Below are 16571 nucleotides of genomic sequence, written 5' to 3' on the forward strand. Positions count from 1 at the left end.
TCCGCGCGTGACGGAAATCCTTTTCTACCATCTGACCGAATCGAAGCTCGAAGACGCGCTTCCCGGCCTGCTCGATCGAAGTGTCGAGCGTGGCTGGCGCGTGGTTGTGCAGACGGTGGACGAGGAACGCCGCGACCGCCTGGATCAGCATCTATGGGTTTATCGTGACGACAGTTTCCTTGCTCACGGCACGCCCGACATGGCCCTTGCCGAGGAGCAGCCGGTGCTGCTCACGGCCGATACTGAAAACTTGAATGGTGCCACCGTCCGCTTCATGGTCGACGGCGCGGCGCCCCCCGACGTCTCGCCATACGAACGCGTCGTTTTCTTGTTCGACGGCTACGACAATACCCAGCTTGAAGCGGCCCGCGCCAATTGGAAACGCCTGAAGGGCGAGGGGCATGCACTGACCTACTGGCAGCAGAACGACGATGGTCGCTGGGTGAAGAAGGCGTAATTTTCAGCGCTTTCTCATCGGCGCGGCAACGAAGAAATCGGCATTGGGTCCAGGTTTCTTCACGATCGGTCCCCTTGCGTTCGTCCGCCGATTTCAATTTATTGTACGTATTTCTATTTCTGAATGTTTGATTGAACTGGATTTCATCCCTTGGTCACAAGATGCGTTCGATACAGCGCCATCTCGCCATAGGCTCGCGATAGGAGGCTTTGCACCGTCTTCGACGACGGTTTTCATGATCGGTCGTCCGGCCACCGCCAGGGCATGGCGGTTGCAGAGTTCTCAATGGGGTTTTTATGGATTTTCTCATTTCGCTTGCGGAATACAGCCTGTTGGCGTTCGCAGCCCTGCTACTCCTGGCGCAGTTGCTGGCCCATGAGGTCGGTTACCGCTTTGGAGCGCGCAACAAGGAGCGCGCGACTGGCCAGACGGAAAATGTCGGTATTGTCGTCGCCGGCATGATGGGCCTTCTGGCCTTCGTGCTCGCCCTTACGCTTTCCTATTCCAACGCCCGTTTCAGCGAGCGGCGTCAAGGCACGCTCGCCGAGTCTAACGCCATCGGTACGGCGTGGTTGCGGGCCAACGCGATCGGATCTCCCGATTCGATCGAGATCGCCAAGTTGCTCGAGGAATATGCGAAAGTTCGCGAGGATTTCGTCCTTACGGGTCGTGACCCCGAGGCACTTGCGAAGGCGAATGCGGATACGTCCGCCCTCCAGCAAACCATCTGGCAGCATGTGACGACCATCGTACGGGAGCATCCCGATCCGATCTCTGCGTCGCTGATGGCGGCCGTCAACGACACATTCGATACCAGCACGTCCGAGCGGTTCGCGACCGTCATGCGCCTGCCGGCACAGATCTTCTGGCTCTTGCTTGGCGTGATGCTGCTCAGCATGGCGGCGCTCGGCTATCAGTTCGGTCTCAGAGGAAAGCCGGTCCGCGTCATGATCGTGGTGCTGATGATCGTTTGGACGACGATCATTGTCAGCATTCTGGACCTTGCCGCCGCCAGGGTTGGCAATTTCCGCACCGATGCCCGCGTCTATGAATGGACACGCCAGGGATTCAAGGGGACGACGAACCCATAAAATCTGCAAAAACCGGGCGGGCTGCTTTGCAAAGCAGCCCGCCCAAATCTCGGAAATCAATCGTGAAAAGCTTCGACGAACTTGCGCTTGCCGAGCATGAAGGCATCTGCAACGTGGCGCAGCGGCGCCAGATCGACGTCGGACTTGCCGGCCTTCACGATTTCAGCGAAGCGCTCGTAAAGCGCCGGATATTCGCGCTCGGGCGTGTCCTTGCGCAGTTCGCCATTGATCGAGAGCTTGGCGCCGCCTTCGGCCAGAACCATCCGGCCTGCATCCGTTTCCGCGATGATGTCCCAGCTCTGGTGGCCGGTCTGGCGCCAGTCGAATTCGGCGGAAACCGGAAGAGCGTCTGCATCCCGGAAGGTGATGCTGGCTGCGATCGGAGCGTCGCGATTCTCGGGGAATTCGAGCGTAGCGGCGGTGATGAATAGCTGTTTCGGCAGGATATGCGTGACGATCGACAGCGCATTGATGCCCGGATCGAAGACGCCGAGACCGCCGGCTGCCCAGATCCATTCCTGGTTCGGATGCCAGTGGCGCACGTCTTCTTTCCAGATGACCTGGACACTGTTGATCTTCGTCGAAGCAAGGAATGCCTTGGCTTCCTCGACGGCCGGTGCATAGCGCGAATGCCAGCTGGCAAACAGCGACAGGCCCTTCGAATCGGCCAGCGCCTGCAGGTCTGCCACTTCGCTCAGCGTCGCCCCCGGCGGCTTTTCGAGGAACACATGCTTGCCGGCCTGCAGCGCCGTGTGCGCAGCCGCATAGCGGTACTGCGGCGGCATGCAGAGCGAAACAGCGTCGATTGCCGGTACGGCTTCGAGCATCGCTTCGATCGACTTGAAATTGTCGATCCCGTCGACGACGCCGTGGCGGCTGGCTGCAGCGATCAGCTTGTAGTCGGAATTGGCGGCGATGGCGGGCAGATGCTGGTCGCGGACGATCTTGCCGACACCGACGATGGCGATATTGATGGGGCTCATGGTGTTTCGCTCGATTAGTATGATTTTATGATGCGCTTTGTATCAGAAAGCGGGATACGGGCAAGCGGCGCTGACGCAATGATCGATGACGATCATGGACAAAGCGATGGTGAGCCTGTTTGCATAATGCGAATCGCACACAGGAGCCGCCATGCCGCCGATCTATCGAAAAGCCACCCGCGCCGATCTCGACATGATGCTGGACTGGGCGGCGCGCGAAGGCTGGAACCCCGGTCTCGGAGACGCAACGCCGTTCTTCGCTGCCGATCCCGATGGTTACTGGCTCGCAGAGGAGGAGGGCCAGATCGTGGCTGCCATCTCGCTCGTCCGCTACGGCCCGGATTATGCCTTTCTCGGCTTCTACATGGCGCATCCGGATTTCCGCGGGCAGGGTATCGGCCATGCTCTGTGGAAGAAGGCGCTCCGCGAAACAAGCGCCAGGACCATGGGTCTTGATGGCGTGGTCGCGCAGCAGGAAAACTACCAGAAATCGGGCTTTGCCTATGCTTACGCCAATTTCCGCTACGGTGGCGAGGTGACCTGCAGCGAACCTCCGTCCTCTGAATTGACTGAAGTTTCGCCCGTGCATATCCCCTCGATCATCGCCTATGACCGCCGCTTTTCGCCCGGCCCACGGGATGCTTTCCTCAAGGAATGGCTGCGGCCGCTGCCCAATCGAAACAGCGTCGCGTTCATCCGCCATGCGGAAATATCAGGCTACGGCACCATCCGCGCCTGCCGCGAGGGCCACAAGATCGGCCCGCTGTTTGCGGATACGGAAACCAATGCCGACCTCATCTTCCGCAAGCTGGTGACGATGGCCGGTGGAGGCCAGATCTTCCTCGATATACCTGAACCGAACGCCGCGGCAAAAGCGTTGTGCGACCGATACAATCTTAAGCCGGTCTTTGAGACGGCGCGCATGTATCGCGGCCCGGTGCCCGATCTGCCGCTGTCGCAGATTTACGGCATCACCACTTTCGAACTTGGCTGAATTTTAAAGAAGACGCGTGTCGGTCGCGATCAGGAAAACGCTGGCGAAGGTGATGGCCGAAAGGCAGGCGACGGCGATCCAGAACCATAGGCCGGCCGCCTCCCGCTCGCCCTCCGCCATGGCCGGCGTCACGTTGCGCAGCTTCGTCAGCTGGTGGCGCGGGTTGCCCCACTTCACCCGGCGAAACCGGTAGACATCCGTTCTTTGCGTGCGCTCTTTCCTCATGGCTCAAAAGTTTAAAATGAGTCGATGAAGGCCATATTAAAGAAACCGCTAAAATTTTAACGAATCGTTTAGCACCGATGAATCAGCTCGCCATCGCCTCTTCATATTCGGTCGAAAGCTCCATCCACTGGTCTTCGGCCTTGCTCAGGCGAGACGCAACCTCTGCCCGTTCCTTGACCTTGGTGGCCGCCTTGTCGGGGAATTTTTCGTAGAGTTCCTGGCTCTCAAGCTCCGCATCAAGGGCCCGAATCTGCTTCTGAAGCTTTTCCGTCAGGGATTCGATTTCATTGATCTTTTTCTTCAGCGGCGCAAAGGCGGCGCGCTTTTCCGCGGCTGCCTTGCGCTGGTCGGCCTTGTTCACTGTCTCGTCTGCAGGCTTGGTCTTGGCGCCCTTGGTCCTGCTGCTGGCGACGATGACGCTGCGGTAATCCTCGAGGTCGCCGTCATAGTTCGTCACGGTGCCGTCGCGCACCAGCCACAGCCGGTCCACAGTCGCCTCGATCAGGTGGCGATCATGCGAGATCAGGATAACCGCGCCCTCATAGTCGTTCAGTGCCTCGATCAGTGCATTGCGGCTGTCGATGTCGAGGTGGTTGGTCGGCTCGTCGAGGATCAGCATGTTCGGCGCGTCGAAGGCGGCGAGGCCCATCAGCAGGCGCGCTTTTTCGCCGCCCGAAAGGTCCTTGGCCGGCGTGTCCATCTTTTCGGTCGCAAGACCCATCTGGGCGACGCGCGAGCGCACCTTGGCTTCCGGCGCATCCGGCATCAGCGGACGGATATGCTGAACCGCGGTATCACCGGGAACGAGATCGTCCAGCTGATGCTGGGCAAAGAAGCCGATCTTCAGGTTCGGTGCCAGCCGGATGTCGCCGGCATCAGCGGAAAGCCGACCGGAGATGAACTTGGCAAACGTCGATTTGCCATTGCCGTTCGAGCCGAGCAGGGCGATGCGGTCGTCATTGTCGATCCTGAGGTTCAGGCCCTTCAGGATCGGCTTGCCGGGCGTGTATCCGACAGAACCGCCCTGGATGGCGATGATCGGCGAGGCCGGTTGTTTTTCCGGCTCGGGAAAATGGATCGGATGGACATGATCCTCGATGACGGCGGCAACGGTCCCCATCCGCTCCAGCGCCTTGACGCGGCTCTGCGCCTGACGGGCCTTGGTTGCCTTGGCCTTGAACCGGTCGATGAAGGACTGCAGGTGCTTGCGCGCCGCCTCATTCTTCACCTTGGCCTTCTGCTGCAGCTCGATCGCCTCGGCGCGCTGGCGCTGGAACTGGTCGTAGGAGCCGCGGTAGAAGGTCAGCTTCTTCTGGTCGAGATGGATGATCGAATTGACAGCCGTGTTGAGCAGGTCGCGATCGTGGCTGATGATGATGACCGTGTGTGGATAGCGGCGGATATAGTCCTCCAGCCACAATGCGCCTTCGAGGTCGAGATAGTTGGTCGGTTCGTCGAGCAGCAGCAGGTCCGGCTCGGCAAACAGCACGGCCGCCAGCGCCACGCGCATGCGCCAGCCACCGGAAAAGGACGAGGCCGGGCGCTTCTGCGCCTCATGGTCGAAACCGAGACCAGCGAGAATGCTGGCCGCACGCGATTCCGCCGAATGCGCCTGGATGTCGGTGAGCCGCGTCTGGATTTCGGCAATACGATGCGGATCGGTGGCATGCTCGGCTTCAGTCAGCAGCGCCTCGCGCTCCTTGTCTGCTTTCAGCACGATTTCGATCAGCGGCTCTTCGGTGCCGGGCGCTTCTTGTGCCACCTGTCCGATGCGGGCATTCCTGGGGATCGAAACGGAACCTGTCTCGCTCTCCATCGTGCCGGTGATGATGCGGAAGAGCGTCGACTTGCCGGCGCCGTTCTTGCCGACGAGGCCGGCCTTGGTGCCGGCAGGAAGCGAAACCGTCGCCTGGTCGATGAGCAGGCGGCCGGCAATACGCGCGGAGAGATTGTTGATCGTGATCATGGCCGGCGTTTTGGCCGATGTTGTCGCGGAAGGCAAGTGTCCCAGAGGCCGCAGTCTTCGTGAAAAGGCCTATGCCGCGTGGGGAGAGTAGAGGCGCGGCGATCTCGCGCCGACGGCGGCCGAGAACACCAGCTGGCCCGGATGGCCGGAGGCCTTGACGGCGTGCAGCGCGAGTTCCGCCTGGCTGAAGAGATCGGCCTCTCCACTTGCGGCATCGGTCATCGCGATGCCTGCCGAGAGAGACAGTCGTTCCGGCGTGAACGAGCGTTCGGGCAGGGGGATGTCGATGGCTTCGATCGAAGCGCGTATGCGCGAGACGATTGCCTCTGCATTGGCGGCGCTGACGTCGGAAAACAGGAAGGCCAGTTCATCCAGTCCGATACGACCGACGAAGTCGTTCTTCTTGATGGATTTGCGGAAAATCGGAGCGAGTTTCTTCAGCGCCTTTTCCAGCGCGTCCACGCCGTACCGTTCGCCGACGCCGCGCAGGCCGTTAAGGGACACCAGCACAAGGGCCGTGGGCGGCGGCGCATCGAGAAACAGCGCCGATAGCCGCGCCGAGAATGCCGTACGGTTCGGAAGCCCGGTTGAGGGATCCCGCGTCGCCGCTGCCCGCAGCGCATCGATATCGCCTTCCATGGAAGACAGCTGTGCAACGGTTTCGGTAAGCCGCCCAGAGAAGCTTGCTTCGTCGCGCAGCAGCGCTGCGGCCTGATCACGGATCGCCTGCGTCGCATCGGCAAAGTCCGACATGGCAACCACCGGATCGTTTTCGAGCCGAAGCGCAAAATCCTGCAGCTGGCGGACGAAACCCGTCTTGCGATTGGTGGCCTCGCGCATCGCCACCGAAACGTCACCCAGGAGCTTCACGGCCTGCGCCTGAACCTTGTCGGCACTCAGTGTCGCGTGGCTTGCAAGATTGTGACGAATACCAAGTTCGTCAATCTTGGCTGCATCGGGAGAGGGCCCGAGTGCCGAAAGCTCGCGGGCAAGATCTGGATTGCGTCCCGAAAGCGCCTCGTAAAACAGCGCATAGTTGCGCGGCAGGGGAGAAACGCCAAGGCTCGCCATGGCCTGGGCAATCCTGACGAACACGGCGTCGATTTCCGTCCGTGCCGGCCGCTGCGCGTTCTGCTTGGGGTTCGTCATCGGTTCAATCCCTGAAACAGCTGATATTGCCATCTTGCGGCCTTGCCGCCGTTTTCCTTGTTATGGAATTGGATAAGCCGTTGACATTAAAAGAGCGTCAATCTGCGATTGCGCCTGTATGTGATGGTTACAGAGCGCTTAAGAACATGGCCATCTCAGCGCTGTCGCAGTCTGCACCAGGATGTCGGCGCTACGCCCCAGCTCCAGCGGGTTAGCCTCCAGAAAGGCGCAGACAACGTCGATATGCTCCTGCAGGATAATCGTATCGGGCGCGCATATATTGGCGCGGATCTTTGCCGTCACACTGATCGTGCTCTTCGGCCGATTGTTCTCCGCATCGACGACATCCGCCAATTCCGCATGATGCAGATCGCGGGACCAGCGGTCGAGGACACCGGCAACATAGCCGGCAAGGGCAGGATTCCTCGGTGGCTGGCAAAACGCGTGCAGCGTCACGCCGTCAACGAACTGCGCCCGTGCCGTCGTTGGTGCTACAGCAGCCAGCGCGGCTAAAACAATCATCGGCAGGCGGCATCGTCCCGGCATTGCCCTTCCTCCTACCAAGCTCGCGCGGCATGGTCGTATGCTACGCCAAATGCACGCCCACGCAACTCTCAGCCCGCATGCTTGCGCCCCTCTGGCGTGCGCTGGAAAAAGACGAGGTCAAGCGAAAGGCTTGGCTTGCCCAGCGCGGTCAAAATCATGTGGCACTGGCCCCTATGATGGGTCTGGTGGTTGAAGAGATGGGCGAGCGCGGGTGCCAGTTTCTGGGTGATGAGGGTAGGAGTGCTGACGGGCGTATAGCTAAAGGTCGCCCGCAGATCCTCCTCCGTCAGATCGCGGATCCAACCGGCAATACGTTCGTCTTCAGCCCGCCGCGCATCGGCAAGTGCGGCAAACTCCGTGTGAATGACGGCATCGAGCCGCGTCGGCGCGTCGCCCGTGCCGGTGAAGCGGCGCATCCAGATGCGGTCGGTGGCAAGCAGGTGGTTGAGCGTGCCGGAGAGCGAGCCGAAGAAGGCTCCCTTGTTTTCCTGAAACTCGCTTTCGCTCAGTGTGGCGACAGCTTCGTAGACCAGTCTGTTTGCCCAGCCGTTGTAGTCAGCCATCATGAGGTAATGGTCGCGCATCGGTGTCTCCTGTGTTCGAAGGAGCATAACCGAAGATCGGATCGCTTTGGGTGATGGCACCGATGAAATTTGCTGATTGTGCGGCTCCGCAGGTGCGATCGGCCGAAATCCGGTGGCCACCCCTTGTTTTGCGGCGCGTGGGCGGCTATTGACGCGCAAAATCCACGAAAACCTCAAAATCCACGAAAACCCAAGGGAATTCACAAATGGCGATTGAACGCACCTTTTCGATGATCAAGCCGGACGCGACCAAGCGCAACCTCACCGGCGCGATCACCAAGATGATCGAAGACGCCGGCCTGCGCGTCGTCGCGTCCAAGCGCGTCTGGATGAGCACCCGCGAAGCCGAAGGCTTCTACGCTGTTCACAAGGAACGCCCGTTCTTCGGCGAACTTGTTGAATCCATGACCTCGGGTCCGACGATCGTTCAGGTTCTCGAAGGCGAAAACGCCATCCTGAAGAACCGCGAAATCATGGGCGCCACCAACCCGGCAAACGCCGATGAAGGCACCATCCGCAAGACCCACGCCCTGTCGATCGGCGAAAATTCGGTTCACGGTTCGGATGCTCCGGAAACCGCAGCAATCGAAATCGCCTACTGGTTCTCGGGCACCGAGATCGTCGGCTGAATCAGTTTCTAAAGCATGTCGCGCAAAAGTGCGCAGCGGTTTTGCGATAACGACAAAGAGTTAAAGCGTGGGAAGCGAATCTGAAAGATCGCGACACGCTTTAAGGGCTTTGTCCCGAAGGTCTTGAAAAGATTATATTTTGAAAGCCGGGACGGAAACGTCCCGGCTTTTGCCGTTGTTGCCCATCGAACTTGGAGATCGGCCCCACGTCCGGCAGTGACGGATATCTCGGTCAGTCGGCAGGCAATCTCTTCGTCAGGAGGCACAGGAGGCCGTCTCGAAATGGGCGGGAACCTTGCCATCCCTGAAGACCTCGGGGTTTTTCTCGTAGGCCGGGCCGATGACCAGTGGCTTGGCCGGCAAGACGTTCTGATCGAGATTGGAGGTCACGGTGGTTTTCAACGTTTGCAGGATATCGCCATCAGGCCCCCTGAGCTCGACAGTCACCGCGTAAGGCTTTTCCTTGTGCACGCAGGTTATATCCGGGCTTTCCAGCACGATCTTGGTCTGCTTTGCAAAGACCTTGCGCTCCAGCGTCAGCGGCGCCCCACCGGCCGGGTTCTCGAAGCTTGCGACCACGAAGCTACCCTCGGGAAGGGCTTCCTTCTTCTCGAATGTCAGCATGTAGGTCGCATAGGCGAGCCGGTAGTTGAAGACGAAGATCTTGCCGGTGAGTTGCAATGGTTCGTCGCCGGTTTCGCGCTGACAGCCCGAGAGCCCGACGCAGGCAATCGCCGCTATCCCGAAAGTCATGGTGCGGATAGGCGAAATGCGGTTCTGGGTCATGCGTTCGCCTCCTTGCGTTTCTGGTAATGCCGGCTTGCCTTTGTTCGATTGCCGCAGACGGCCATGTCGCACCAGCTTCGACTGCGGTTTCGGCTCCGATCGATGAACAGCCATTGGCAATTCGGGCAGATCTTCATCCGGTTTTCGCCAGTCGCAGCGGTCAGGCGAAGAGCCGAATGCGCAGTCGCCGCCTCAAGCGGAACGGGGCCGCTACCACTATGCGGCTGGTTGCGAATGGAGGCCGATATGGCCGAAAGCAGGTCGGCAAGCAGATCGTTCGAACCGCGCCCTTCGATATCAGCCCGGAAATAACGATCCGTCGCCTCGCGAAGAGCAAGCAGATGCGGCCGCCGCGCCGGTGTCGCCGGCGCAATTGGTCCCAAGGCAGATCGCTCGCCGCAGAACTTTGCGGCCGCCCCGGCAAAACTGTCCATCGCCACCGGGTCGGCAAAGCGATCGATCCGCCGCAGGGGATCGAAGCGCAGCACGACGGAATTGGCGACATCGAGCGCCAGTGCGCCGCCGGAAAACCGATGGGGTGTCCAGGAAAAGGTCATGAGTAAATTCTAACTGGTAAAAGCGTTTTTACAAGTTATAATTCGCGAACGCAACGGGACCCGCCATGGCCTATTTCCTGCAACAGCTTGCCAATGCCGTCCCCGTTGCCGCGCTCTACGCGCTGCTTGCCTTTGGCTATGCCATCGCCTTCGCGGTCACCCGCCGGGCGGACCTGACCTACGGTGCTCTCTTCGGGTTTTCCGGGCAGATTTTCCTGCTGTTTACCGATTTTGCCTGGAACAAGCTCTGGCTGGTGCTGCCGGCGTCGCTGGCAATCGGCGCTGCGGCGGCACTGGTCTACACCGCCGGTACCGGTATCTTCCTCGGGCGAAGCGTCATGCGGCGCGTGGTGCTGAAGTCGCCCAACACTGTCGTCGTGGTGTCGCTCGGGCTTGCGATCGTGCTGATGGAAATGTCGCGGCTTGCGGCGGATACCCGCGCCATCTGGCTGCCGCCATTCCTGAACTCGCCGCTGGTGCTATGGGCGAACCCGCGCTTTCCGGTAACCCTGACATTGATCCAGATCATCAATACTGCTGCAATGTTGGCCTTGGTCGTTGCCGGAAACCTCTTCCTGATCCGGTCTGCCTGGGGAAGGAAATGGCGGGCCGTTGCCGATGACGGGCATGCGGCGGCGCTGTGCGGTATCGACCCCACCCGTATCTTCGTAGTCGCCTACGGCGCGTCAGCCCTGTTGGCGGCAATCGCCGGCATTCTCGCAACAGCCTATTACGGCACGATGGATTTCGGCGCAGGCCTCGTTTTCGGCGTCAAGGTGCTGTTCATTGCCTCGATCGGCGGGCAGACCACGCCGCTTCTCGCCGCAGCAGGTGCTGCTCTCATGGGGCTCGCGGAAACAATGTGGAGCGGCTACGGGCCGATCCTGTGGCGCGATTTCGCGATCTTCAGCTTTCTCGTGCTGCTGCTGGTGCTGACACGGCGGGAGCGCGTTCAGCCTTAAAGCATGTCGCGCAAAAGTGTGCAGCGGTTTTGCGACAACGACATGCGCAAAAAAAGAGCTAAAGCGAGGAAGCGAATCTGAAAGATCGCGACGCGCTTTAGTCAGTCGTCCGTCCACCGATCCCGTGCACTATCGTCGGCATCCCTGGCCGAGACCCATTCACCGGCCTCGCCGCTGATGCCGATCTCCTTCTTCCAGAAGGGGGCGGATGTCTTCAGGAAATCCATGACAAAGTTTGCTCCGTCAAAGGCGGCCTGGCGATGCCTGGCGGCCGCGATGACGAGAACGATGTTCTCCCCCGGAACGATCCGGCCATGACGATGGATCGCCCGCAGGGCCTGCAGGCCGAAACGTGCGCTGGCCTCTTCGCAGATGCGCAGGATTTGCGCCTCTGCCATCCCGGGATAATGTTCGAGTTCCAGCGCCCCGAGCGTGCCGGCTTCGTCCCGGCAAAGTCCCGAGAAGGTCACGACGGCACCGATATCGGTGCGTCCCCTGGATATCTCCGCGACTTCTGCGGCAAGGTCGAAATCCTGTCGCTGCACCCGCACCGAAATCGTCGGCTGAGCCATGGCCTCAGCCGCCGGTCATCGGTGGGAAAAGCGCGATCTCGCGGGCGCCGGCGATCGGCTCGTGATGATCGACATGCTCCTGGTTTATGGCAACCCGGATGACATTTTCATGCTCCAGCGCCATCTCATATTCCTCGCCGAGACCCTTGAGATGCCTGAGCAAATCGCCGGCCGTCACGACGCTGTCCGGCAGCACGATCTCTTCTTCGTCCTTGCCGATCCGCTCCCGCACCCAGGCGAAATAGACAAGCCGGACGCTGCTCATTCGTTGATCACATGCTTGAGGCCGGCACGGAAATAGTCGTAACCGGTGTAGATGGTCAGAACTGCAGCAATCCAGAGCAATATTCTGCCTATCTCCGTCGTGTATGGCAGAACCTTATCTCCAGCTGGACCTGCCAGAAGAAAAGCAATCGCTAACATCTGAACCGTTGTTTTCCATTTGGCGATCTGCGTTACGGGTACGCTAACCTTGAGCGCCGCTAGATATTCACGGAGTCCGGAAACGAGGATTTCCCGGCAGAGAATAATGATCGCGGCCCAAAGAGACCAGCCGGCAATTGTCTGTTCCGTGTCTGCGGCCATCAGCAGCAGTGCGGTTGAAATCAGCAATTTATCAGCGATCGGGTCGAGCATTCGTCCGATGTTTGACGTTTGATTCCAAATTCTCGCGAGATAACCATCGAGAAAGTCCGTTATCGAGGCGATGGCGAAAATCACCAGAGCCGACCAGCGTGCGAAATCCGAACTCTGCAGCCGGCCTTCGACGAAGAAGCACAGCACGATCAGCGGAACGGCAAGAATACGGCCATAGGTGAGCAGATTGGGGATGTTGTAGGCAGCAGGCGTTGACATCGACTTTTGTTCTCTGGGAGGCATGGGCGACAAATGAAGACTTTATGACCGTAAGGTCAACCGGTCGCGGAGAAATCAGGGTGAATTATGACGATATCCACCTGAACGCATGCTGAACCCCCCGATTGCGACTCCATGCCGCCATTTTGGCTTCCGGGGCGATCACGACAACGTGAAGACTGCCTTCTGCGTCGTCTCCGCCCTTTGAATCGTTCCCCAGTCTGATATCAAGAAAAACCCCTCAATTTCAGGGAAAAATGTGAGCTGGCATTCGTGATTCTCGATAAACCCGCACTTATCGACCGCATTTACGAGGCGGCGGTCATTCCGGAACTTTGGTCGGATGTCTGCGACAGCCTTGCAGCTGCGGTGGACGGCTATTCGACCTGCATATGGTCGATTGATTCAAACCAATCGGCCCGGTGGGTTTCTTCTCCCCACATTCAGGATGCGCTGGAAAAGTATTCTCGCAGTGAACTCCGATTTGAGAATGTGCGTCCCGGACGCTCGATTCAGATGTTTCCCATGTCTTTTGCCCGCGACATCGATGTCATGACCGCGAAGGAGATAGAGGACGACGCGATCTACAATGCCTTCTTGCGCCCCTTGGGAGTGGGCTGGAGCATGGGCAGTGTCTTGCCGGAGCCATCAGGCCACACACTGATTTTCGATTTCATGCGCAGGACCGATCTCGGGCCTTTCGAGCCCCGGCATCTGGATTTCGTCAACAGCCTGAAGGGCGATCTGGCGCGGGCGACGCTGATTTCTTCCCGCATGGTTTTCCAGCAGGCGCGATCGATTGCGTCGGCGCTGTCGCTGGTGGGCCTGCCGGCCGCTGTTCTTGGCGATGAACAGCAGGTCCTGGCCATGAACGACGAGATGGAAGCCTTGGCTCCGCGCATCCGCACGGGCGCGGGAGACCGTATCTCCATCGATCAGCCGCAGGCCAACAGGCTGTTGCAGCGCAGCTTCGAACTCCTGAGCGTGCCGGAGAGCCCGCGAGTACAGTCGCTGCCGCTTGCTGCCACCGCTGAAGAGCCGGCACTGGTGCTGCATGTTCTGCCGGTTCGCCGCAACGCGCGCGATATTTTCTCACGCAGCATGGCAGTCCTTATGGCAACCCCGGTCGGCGGCGCCGGCTTGCCGGATATTGGGGTCCTTGCCGGGCTTTTCGATCTGACACCGGGGGAGGCACGTGTCGCCCGCGAACTCGCCAAGGGCGCCAGCATTGAAGCCGTGGCGGCGATACTCAACCTGAGCATCGAGACAGTGCGCACCTACCTGAAGCGCATCTTTCTCAAGACGGGAACCCGCCGGCAGCCGGAACTGGCAAGCCTCCTGAGTGGCTTGGGTCGCGTCGCCGCCTGACGCCGCCGGCTACTTCCCCCCATCCTCGTGGAAATGGTCATAGACCAGCTTTGCGACCGAAGCCGAAATACCTTCCACCGCCATCAGATCATTGACGCCCGCACGCGATACCGCTTTCGCCGTCCCGAAGTGATGAAGCAGCGCCCGCTTGCGCGTCGGCCCGATGCCGCCGATCTCGTCGAGCGGGTTCTTGACCATTTCCTTCTTGCGCCGTGCCCGGTGCGAACCGATGGCGAAGCGGTGGGCCTCGTCGCGCAGCCGCTGGGTGAAGTAGAGCACGGGGTCGCGCGGCGGCATGGTGAAGCTTTCCCTGCCCGGCGGAAAGAAGCGTTCGCGCCCGGCATCGCGGTCCACGCCCTTGGCGACGCCGATGGCGATCACGCTATCTTCGATGTCGAGTTCCTTCAGGATTGCCCGCACCGCCGTCATCTGTCCCTGGCCGCCATCGATCAGGATCACATCCGGCCACGCCGGAAATCCCGCATCCTCGGAAGGCGATATTGTCCGATCCGGCTTGCCTTCCTCCTTCAGGAGGCGGGCAAAGCGGCGGGTCATCACTTCGCGCATCATGCCGAAGTCATCGCCCGGCGTGATGTCAGTCGATTTGATGTTGAACTTGCGGTACTGGCTTTTGACGAAACCTTCCGGACCTGCGACGACCATGCCGCCAACGGCATTGGTGCCCATGATGTGCGAGTTGTCGTAGATCTCGATGCGTTCGGGAGCGCGTTCCAGCTTGAACGTTTCGGCAAAGCCCTGCAACAGCCGCGACTGTGACGCCGTCTCTGCCAGCTTGCGCCCATGCGCCTCGCGGGCATTGGCGACGGCGTGGTCCACGAGATCCTTCTTCTCGCCGCGCTGCGGCACTGAAATCGCGACCTTGTAGTTCGATTTTTCCGAGAACGCCTGGGCAAGCAGATCCTGTTCCTCCACCTGCTCGCAGAGCAGGATCTGCCGCGGACAGGGCTTGTCGTCATAGAACTGCGCAAGGAATGCGCTCAGCACCTCGGAGGAGGGCATGGCCGGGTCGGCCTTCGGGAAATAGGCGCGGTTACCCCAGTTCTGCCCGGTGCGGAAGAAGAACACCTGGATGCAGGAGATGCCGCCCTCGTGATGGATCGCGAAGACGTCGGCCTCCTCGACCCCTGCGGGATTGATGCCTTGATGGCTCTGCACATGGGACAGCGCCGCCAGCCGGTCGCGGTAAAGTGCTGCCCGCTCGAAGTCGAGATTTTCGGAGGCTTCGCTCATGGCAGACGCGATCGTCGCCTTTACCGCCTGGCTCTTGCCGGACAGGAAGTCCTTGGCCTCGGTCACCAGTTCGGCATAGCCCTCGTCGGAAATCTCATGGGTGCACGGTGCCGCGCAACGCTTGATCTGGTGCAGCAGACAGGGCCGCGTGCGGGTCTCGAACACGCTGTCGGTGCAGGTGCGCAGCAGGAAGGCCCGCTGCAGCGAGTTGATCGTGCGGCCGACGGCGCCGGCGGAGGCGAAGGGGCCGAAATAGTCGCCCTTGCGGCTGCGTGCGCCACGATGCTTGTAAAGCGCCGGTGCGCGGCTGTCGCCGGTGACGAGGATGTAGGGAAAGGACTTGTCGTCGCGCAGCAGGACGTTGAAGCGCGGGCGCAGCCGCTTGATCAGGTTCGCCTCGAGCAGCAGCGCCTCGATCTCGGTCCGCGTGGTGACGAATTCCATGTTGGCGGTCTCGCGCACCATGCGGGCGAGGCGGTTCGAATGCAGCCGACCTTGCGCATAGTTGCTGACGCGCTTCTTCAGGCTGCGGGCCTTGCCGACATAGAGGACGTCACCCGCCTCGTTGAACATGCGGTAGACGCCGGGACTGTTGGGCAGGTGCTTGACGAATTCCTGGATCAGCTCCGCGCCGCGAATCCCGTCCTTGACCGCTCCGGCCTCGGCCCAGTCGATTTCGGGCAGGGCGCCATCGGTCGCGATCTCGATCAGGTCTTCGTCGTCTGCGGCATTTTCGTCATACAGGATGCCGGCATCACTGGGCGTGCGTCCGCTCATTCCACGATCTCCAATATGTCAGGCGTCTCCCAGGCCAGATGCTGGCCGCCATCCAGTGCGATCATCTGACCGGTGATCGACGGTGTCTCGAACAGGAACCGGATCGTGCGTCCGAACTCCGAAAGTTCCGGTCCGGTCCGCAGGATCAGCGCCTCGACCTGCGCCTCGAAGTCGGACTGGTTCTGCCTCTCGTTCGGCAGCGTCGGTCCCGGCCCGATGCCGTTGACCCTGATGGCCGGCGCCAACGCCTGGGCCATCGTCTTTGTTGCCATCAGCAATGCCGCCTTTGACAGCATATAGGAATAAAAGCGCGGATTGGGAGCCCAGACCCGCTGGTCGATGATGTTGACGATCAGTCCGCCGCAGGATTTCGGCAGCTGACCGGCAAAGTCGCGCGCGAGGATGGAAGGTGCCTTCACATGCAGCGCAAAATGCCGGTCCCAGATCTCTTCGTCGAAATGATCGATGCTGTCCTTCTTGAAAATCGAGGCGTTGTTGACGAGCAAGCCGATCGGACCTATTGCCTCCACGGCTTTGCTCATCAGGCCTTCCGTGGCCGACGTATCCGTCAGGTCAGCCACGATTGCGGCAGCCTTGCCCCCCTGGTCGCGGATAGATGCCGCCAAGGTCTCTGCTTCATCACGGGCCTGATGGGCATGGATCGCCACCGCAAAACCATGGGCCGCAAGGTCCTCGACAATAGCCTTGCCGATGCGCTTGGCGCTGCCTGTCACAAGGGCGGTTTTCAGCGGTTTTCTCAAGGCCTGTCCCATTGCCAGATTCGGATGCGGTGAGCCGCAAGATATAGGTGGCCAGGCG

Annotated in this window: 19 protein-coding genes; 6 read left to right on the forward strand and 13 right to left on the reverse strand. The window is 60.4% G+C overall.

Annotation, left to right across the window (positions count from 1 at the left end):
• Nucleotides 1-7: 7 nt before the first annotated feature.
• Complete coding sequence (locus QO002_RS09450; protein ID WP_307228943.1) at nt 8-457, forward strand: DNA polymerase III subunit chi; 450 nt, start codon at nt 8-10, stop codon at nt 455-457.
• A 296-nt stretch (nt 458-753) separates the two neighbouring features.
• Nucleotides 754-1548, forward strand: coding sequence for a hypothetical protein (locus tag QO002_RS09455; RefSeq protein WP_307228945.1), 795 nt, complete (start codon nt 754-756; stop codon nt 1546-1548).
• A 56-nt stretch (nt 1549-1604) separates the two neighbouring features.
• Here QO002_RS09455 and QO002_RS09460 read toward each other — a convergent pair whose 3' ends face one another.
• Nucleotides 1605-2531 carry a Gfo/Idh/MocA family protein gene (locus QO002_RS09460; protein WP_307228947.1) on the reverse strand — a complete coding sequence of 309 codons (927 nt, stop codon included), beginning with the start codon at nt 2529-2531 and terminating at the stop codon, nt 1605-1607.
• Between the two features lie 151 nt (nt 2532-2682).
• Between QO002_RS09460 and QO002_RS09465 the strand changes: the two genes are divergently transcribed.
• The gene (locus QO002_RS09465) at nt 2683-3525 is read left to right on the forward strand and encodes a GNAT family N-acetyltransferase (RefSeq protein ID WP_307228950.1); all 843 of its coding nucleotides are present in this window, start codon (nt 2683-2685) and stop codon (nt 3523-3525) included.
• 3 nt (nt 3526-3528) lie between these two features.
• On the opposite strand, the gene QO002_RS09470 is transcribed toward QO002_RS09465, so the two are convergent.
• From QO002_RS09470 to QO002_RS09490, 5 genes are all read right to left on the reverse strand, one after another.
• Complete coding sequence (locus QO002_RS09470) at nt 3529-3750, reverse strand: hypothetical protein (protein WP_307228952.1); 222 nt, start codon at nt 3748-3750, stop codon at nt 3529-3531.
• 82 nt (nt 3751-3832) lie between these two features.
• Nucleotides 3833-5716 carry an ABC-F family ATP-binding cassette domain-containing protein gene (locus QO002_RS09475; RefSeq protein WP_307228954.1) on the reverse strand — a complete coding sequence of 628 codons (1884 nt, stop codon included), beginning with the start codon at nt 5714-5716 and terminating at the stop codon, nt 3833-3835.
• Between the two features lie 69 nt (nt 5717-5785).
• Nucleotides 5786-6865 carry a GGDEF domain-containing protein gene (locus tag QO002_RS09480; protein ID WP_307228957.1) on the reverse strand — a complete coding sequence of 360 codons (1080 nt, stop codon included), beginning with the start codon at nt 6863-6865 and terminating at the stop codon, nt 5786-5788.
• Between the two features lie 138 nt (nt 6866-7003).
• Nucleotides 7004-7411, reverse strand: coding sequence for a Rap1a/Tai family immunity protein (locus QO002_RS09485; RefSeq protein ID WP_307228959.1), 408 nt, complete (start codon nt 7409-7411; stop codon nt 7004-7006).
• Nucleotides 7412-7479: 68 nt separating this feature from the next.
• Nucleotides 7480-7995 carry a DinB family protein gene (locus tag QO002_RS09490; protein WP_307228961.1) on the reverse strand — a complete coding sequence of 172 codons (516 nt, stop codon included), beginning with the start codon at nt 7993-7995 and terminating at the stop codon, nt 7480-7482.
• 206 nt (nt 7996-8201) lie between these two features.
• On the opposite strand from QO002_RS09490, the gene ndk reads away from it, so the two are divergent.
• Nucleotides 8202-8624, forward strand: a complete 423-nt coding sequence (gene ndk, locus QO002_RS09495; RefSeq protein ID WP_307228963.1) for a nucleoside-diphosphate kinase — start codon at nt 8202-8204, stop codon at nt 8622-8624.
• Nucleotides 8625-8879: 255 nt separating this feature from the next.
• On the opposite strand, the gene QO002_RS09500 is transcribed toward ndk, so the two are convergent.
• Nucleotides 8880-9377, reverse strand: coding sequence for a hypothetical protein (locus QO002_RS09500; protein ID WP_307233296.1), 498 nt, complete (start codon nt 9375-9377; stop codon nt 8880-8882).
• 29 nt (nt 9378-9406) lie between these two features.
• Complete coding sequence (locus tag QO002_RS09505) at nt 9407-9967, reverse strand: CGNR zinc finger domain-containing protein (RefSeq protein WP_307228965.1); 561 nt, start codon at nt 9965-9967, stop codon at nt 9407-9409.
• 65 nt (nt 9968-10032) lie between these two features.
• On the opposite strand from QO002_RS09505, the gene QO002_RS09510 reads away from it, so the two are divergent.
• The gene (locus QO002_RS09510; protein ID WP_307228967.1) at nt 10033-10929 is read left to right on the forward strand and encodes a branched-chain amino acid ABC transporter permease; all 897 of its coding nucleotides are present in this window, start codon (nt 10033-10035) and stop codon (nt 10927-10929) included.
• Between the two features lie 101 nt (nt 10930-11030).
• Here QO002_RS09510 and QO002_RS09515 read toward each other — a convergent pair whose 3' ends face one another.
• From QO002_RS09515 to pgsA, 3 genes are read right to left on the reverse strand one after another with little or no spacing between them, the layout of a single operon-like run.
• Nucleotides 11031-11501 carry a molybdenum cofactor biosynthesis protein MoaE gene (locus tag QO002_RS09515; RefSeq protein WP_307228970.1) on the reverse strand — a complete coding sequence of 157 codons (471 nt, stop codon included), beginning with the start codon at nt 11499-11501 and terminating at the stop codon, nt 11031-11033.
• A 4-nt stretch (nt 11502-11505) separates the two neighbouring features.
• On the reverse strand, nt 11506-11766 hold the full coding sequence (moaD, locus tag QO002_RS09520) for a molybdopterin converting factor subunit 1 (protein ID WP_307228973.1): 261 nt from the start codon (nt 11764-11766) through the stop codon (nt 11506-11508).
• The gene (pgsA, locus tag QO002_RS09525; RefSeq protein ID WP_307228974.1) at nt 11763-12356 is read right to left on the reverse strand and encodes a CDP-diacylglycerol--glycerol-3-phosphate 3-phosphatidyltransferase; all 594 of its coding nucleotides are present in this window, start codon (nt 12354-12356) and stop codon (nt 11763-11765) included. Before pgsA ends, moaD begins: the two co-directional genes overlap by 4 nt.
• 273 nt (nt 12357-12629) lie before the next feature.
• On the opposite strand from pgsA, the gene QO002_RS09530 reads away from it, so the two are divergent.
• Entirely contained in the window at nt 12630-13724 is a 1095-nt protein-coding gene (locus tag QO002_RS09530; RefSeq protein ID WP_307228976.1) for a helix-turn-helix transcriptional regulator, read from the forward strand.
• 9 nt (nt 13725-13733) lie between these two features.
• On the opposite strand, the gene uvrC is transcribed toward QO002_RS09530, so the two are convergent.
• Together uvrC and QO002_RS09540 are read right to left on the reverse strand one after the other, a co-directional pair.
• Entirely contained in the window at nt 13734-15752 is a 2019-nt protein-coding gene (gene uvrC / locus QO002_RS09535) for an excinuclease ABC subunit UvrC (RefSeq protein WP_307228978.1), read from the reverse strand.
• Nucleotides 15749-16513, reverse strand: a complete 765-nt coding sequence (locus QO002_RS09540; RefSeq protein WP_307228980.1) for an SDR family oxidoreductase — start codon at nt 16511-16513, stop codon at nt 15749-15751. Before QO002_RS09540 ends, uvrC begins: the two co-directional genes overlap by 4 nt.
• Nucleotides 16514-16571: the final 58 nt, after the last annotated feature.

Origin of the sequence: Pararhizobium capsulatum DSM 1112 (assembly GCF_030814475.1) — a bacterium.
Taxonomy (GTDB): Bacteria; Pseudomonadota; Alphaproteobacteria; order Rhizobiales; family Rhizobiaceae; genus Pararhizobium; species Pararhizobium capsulatum.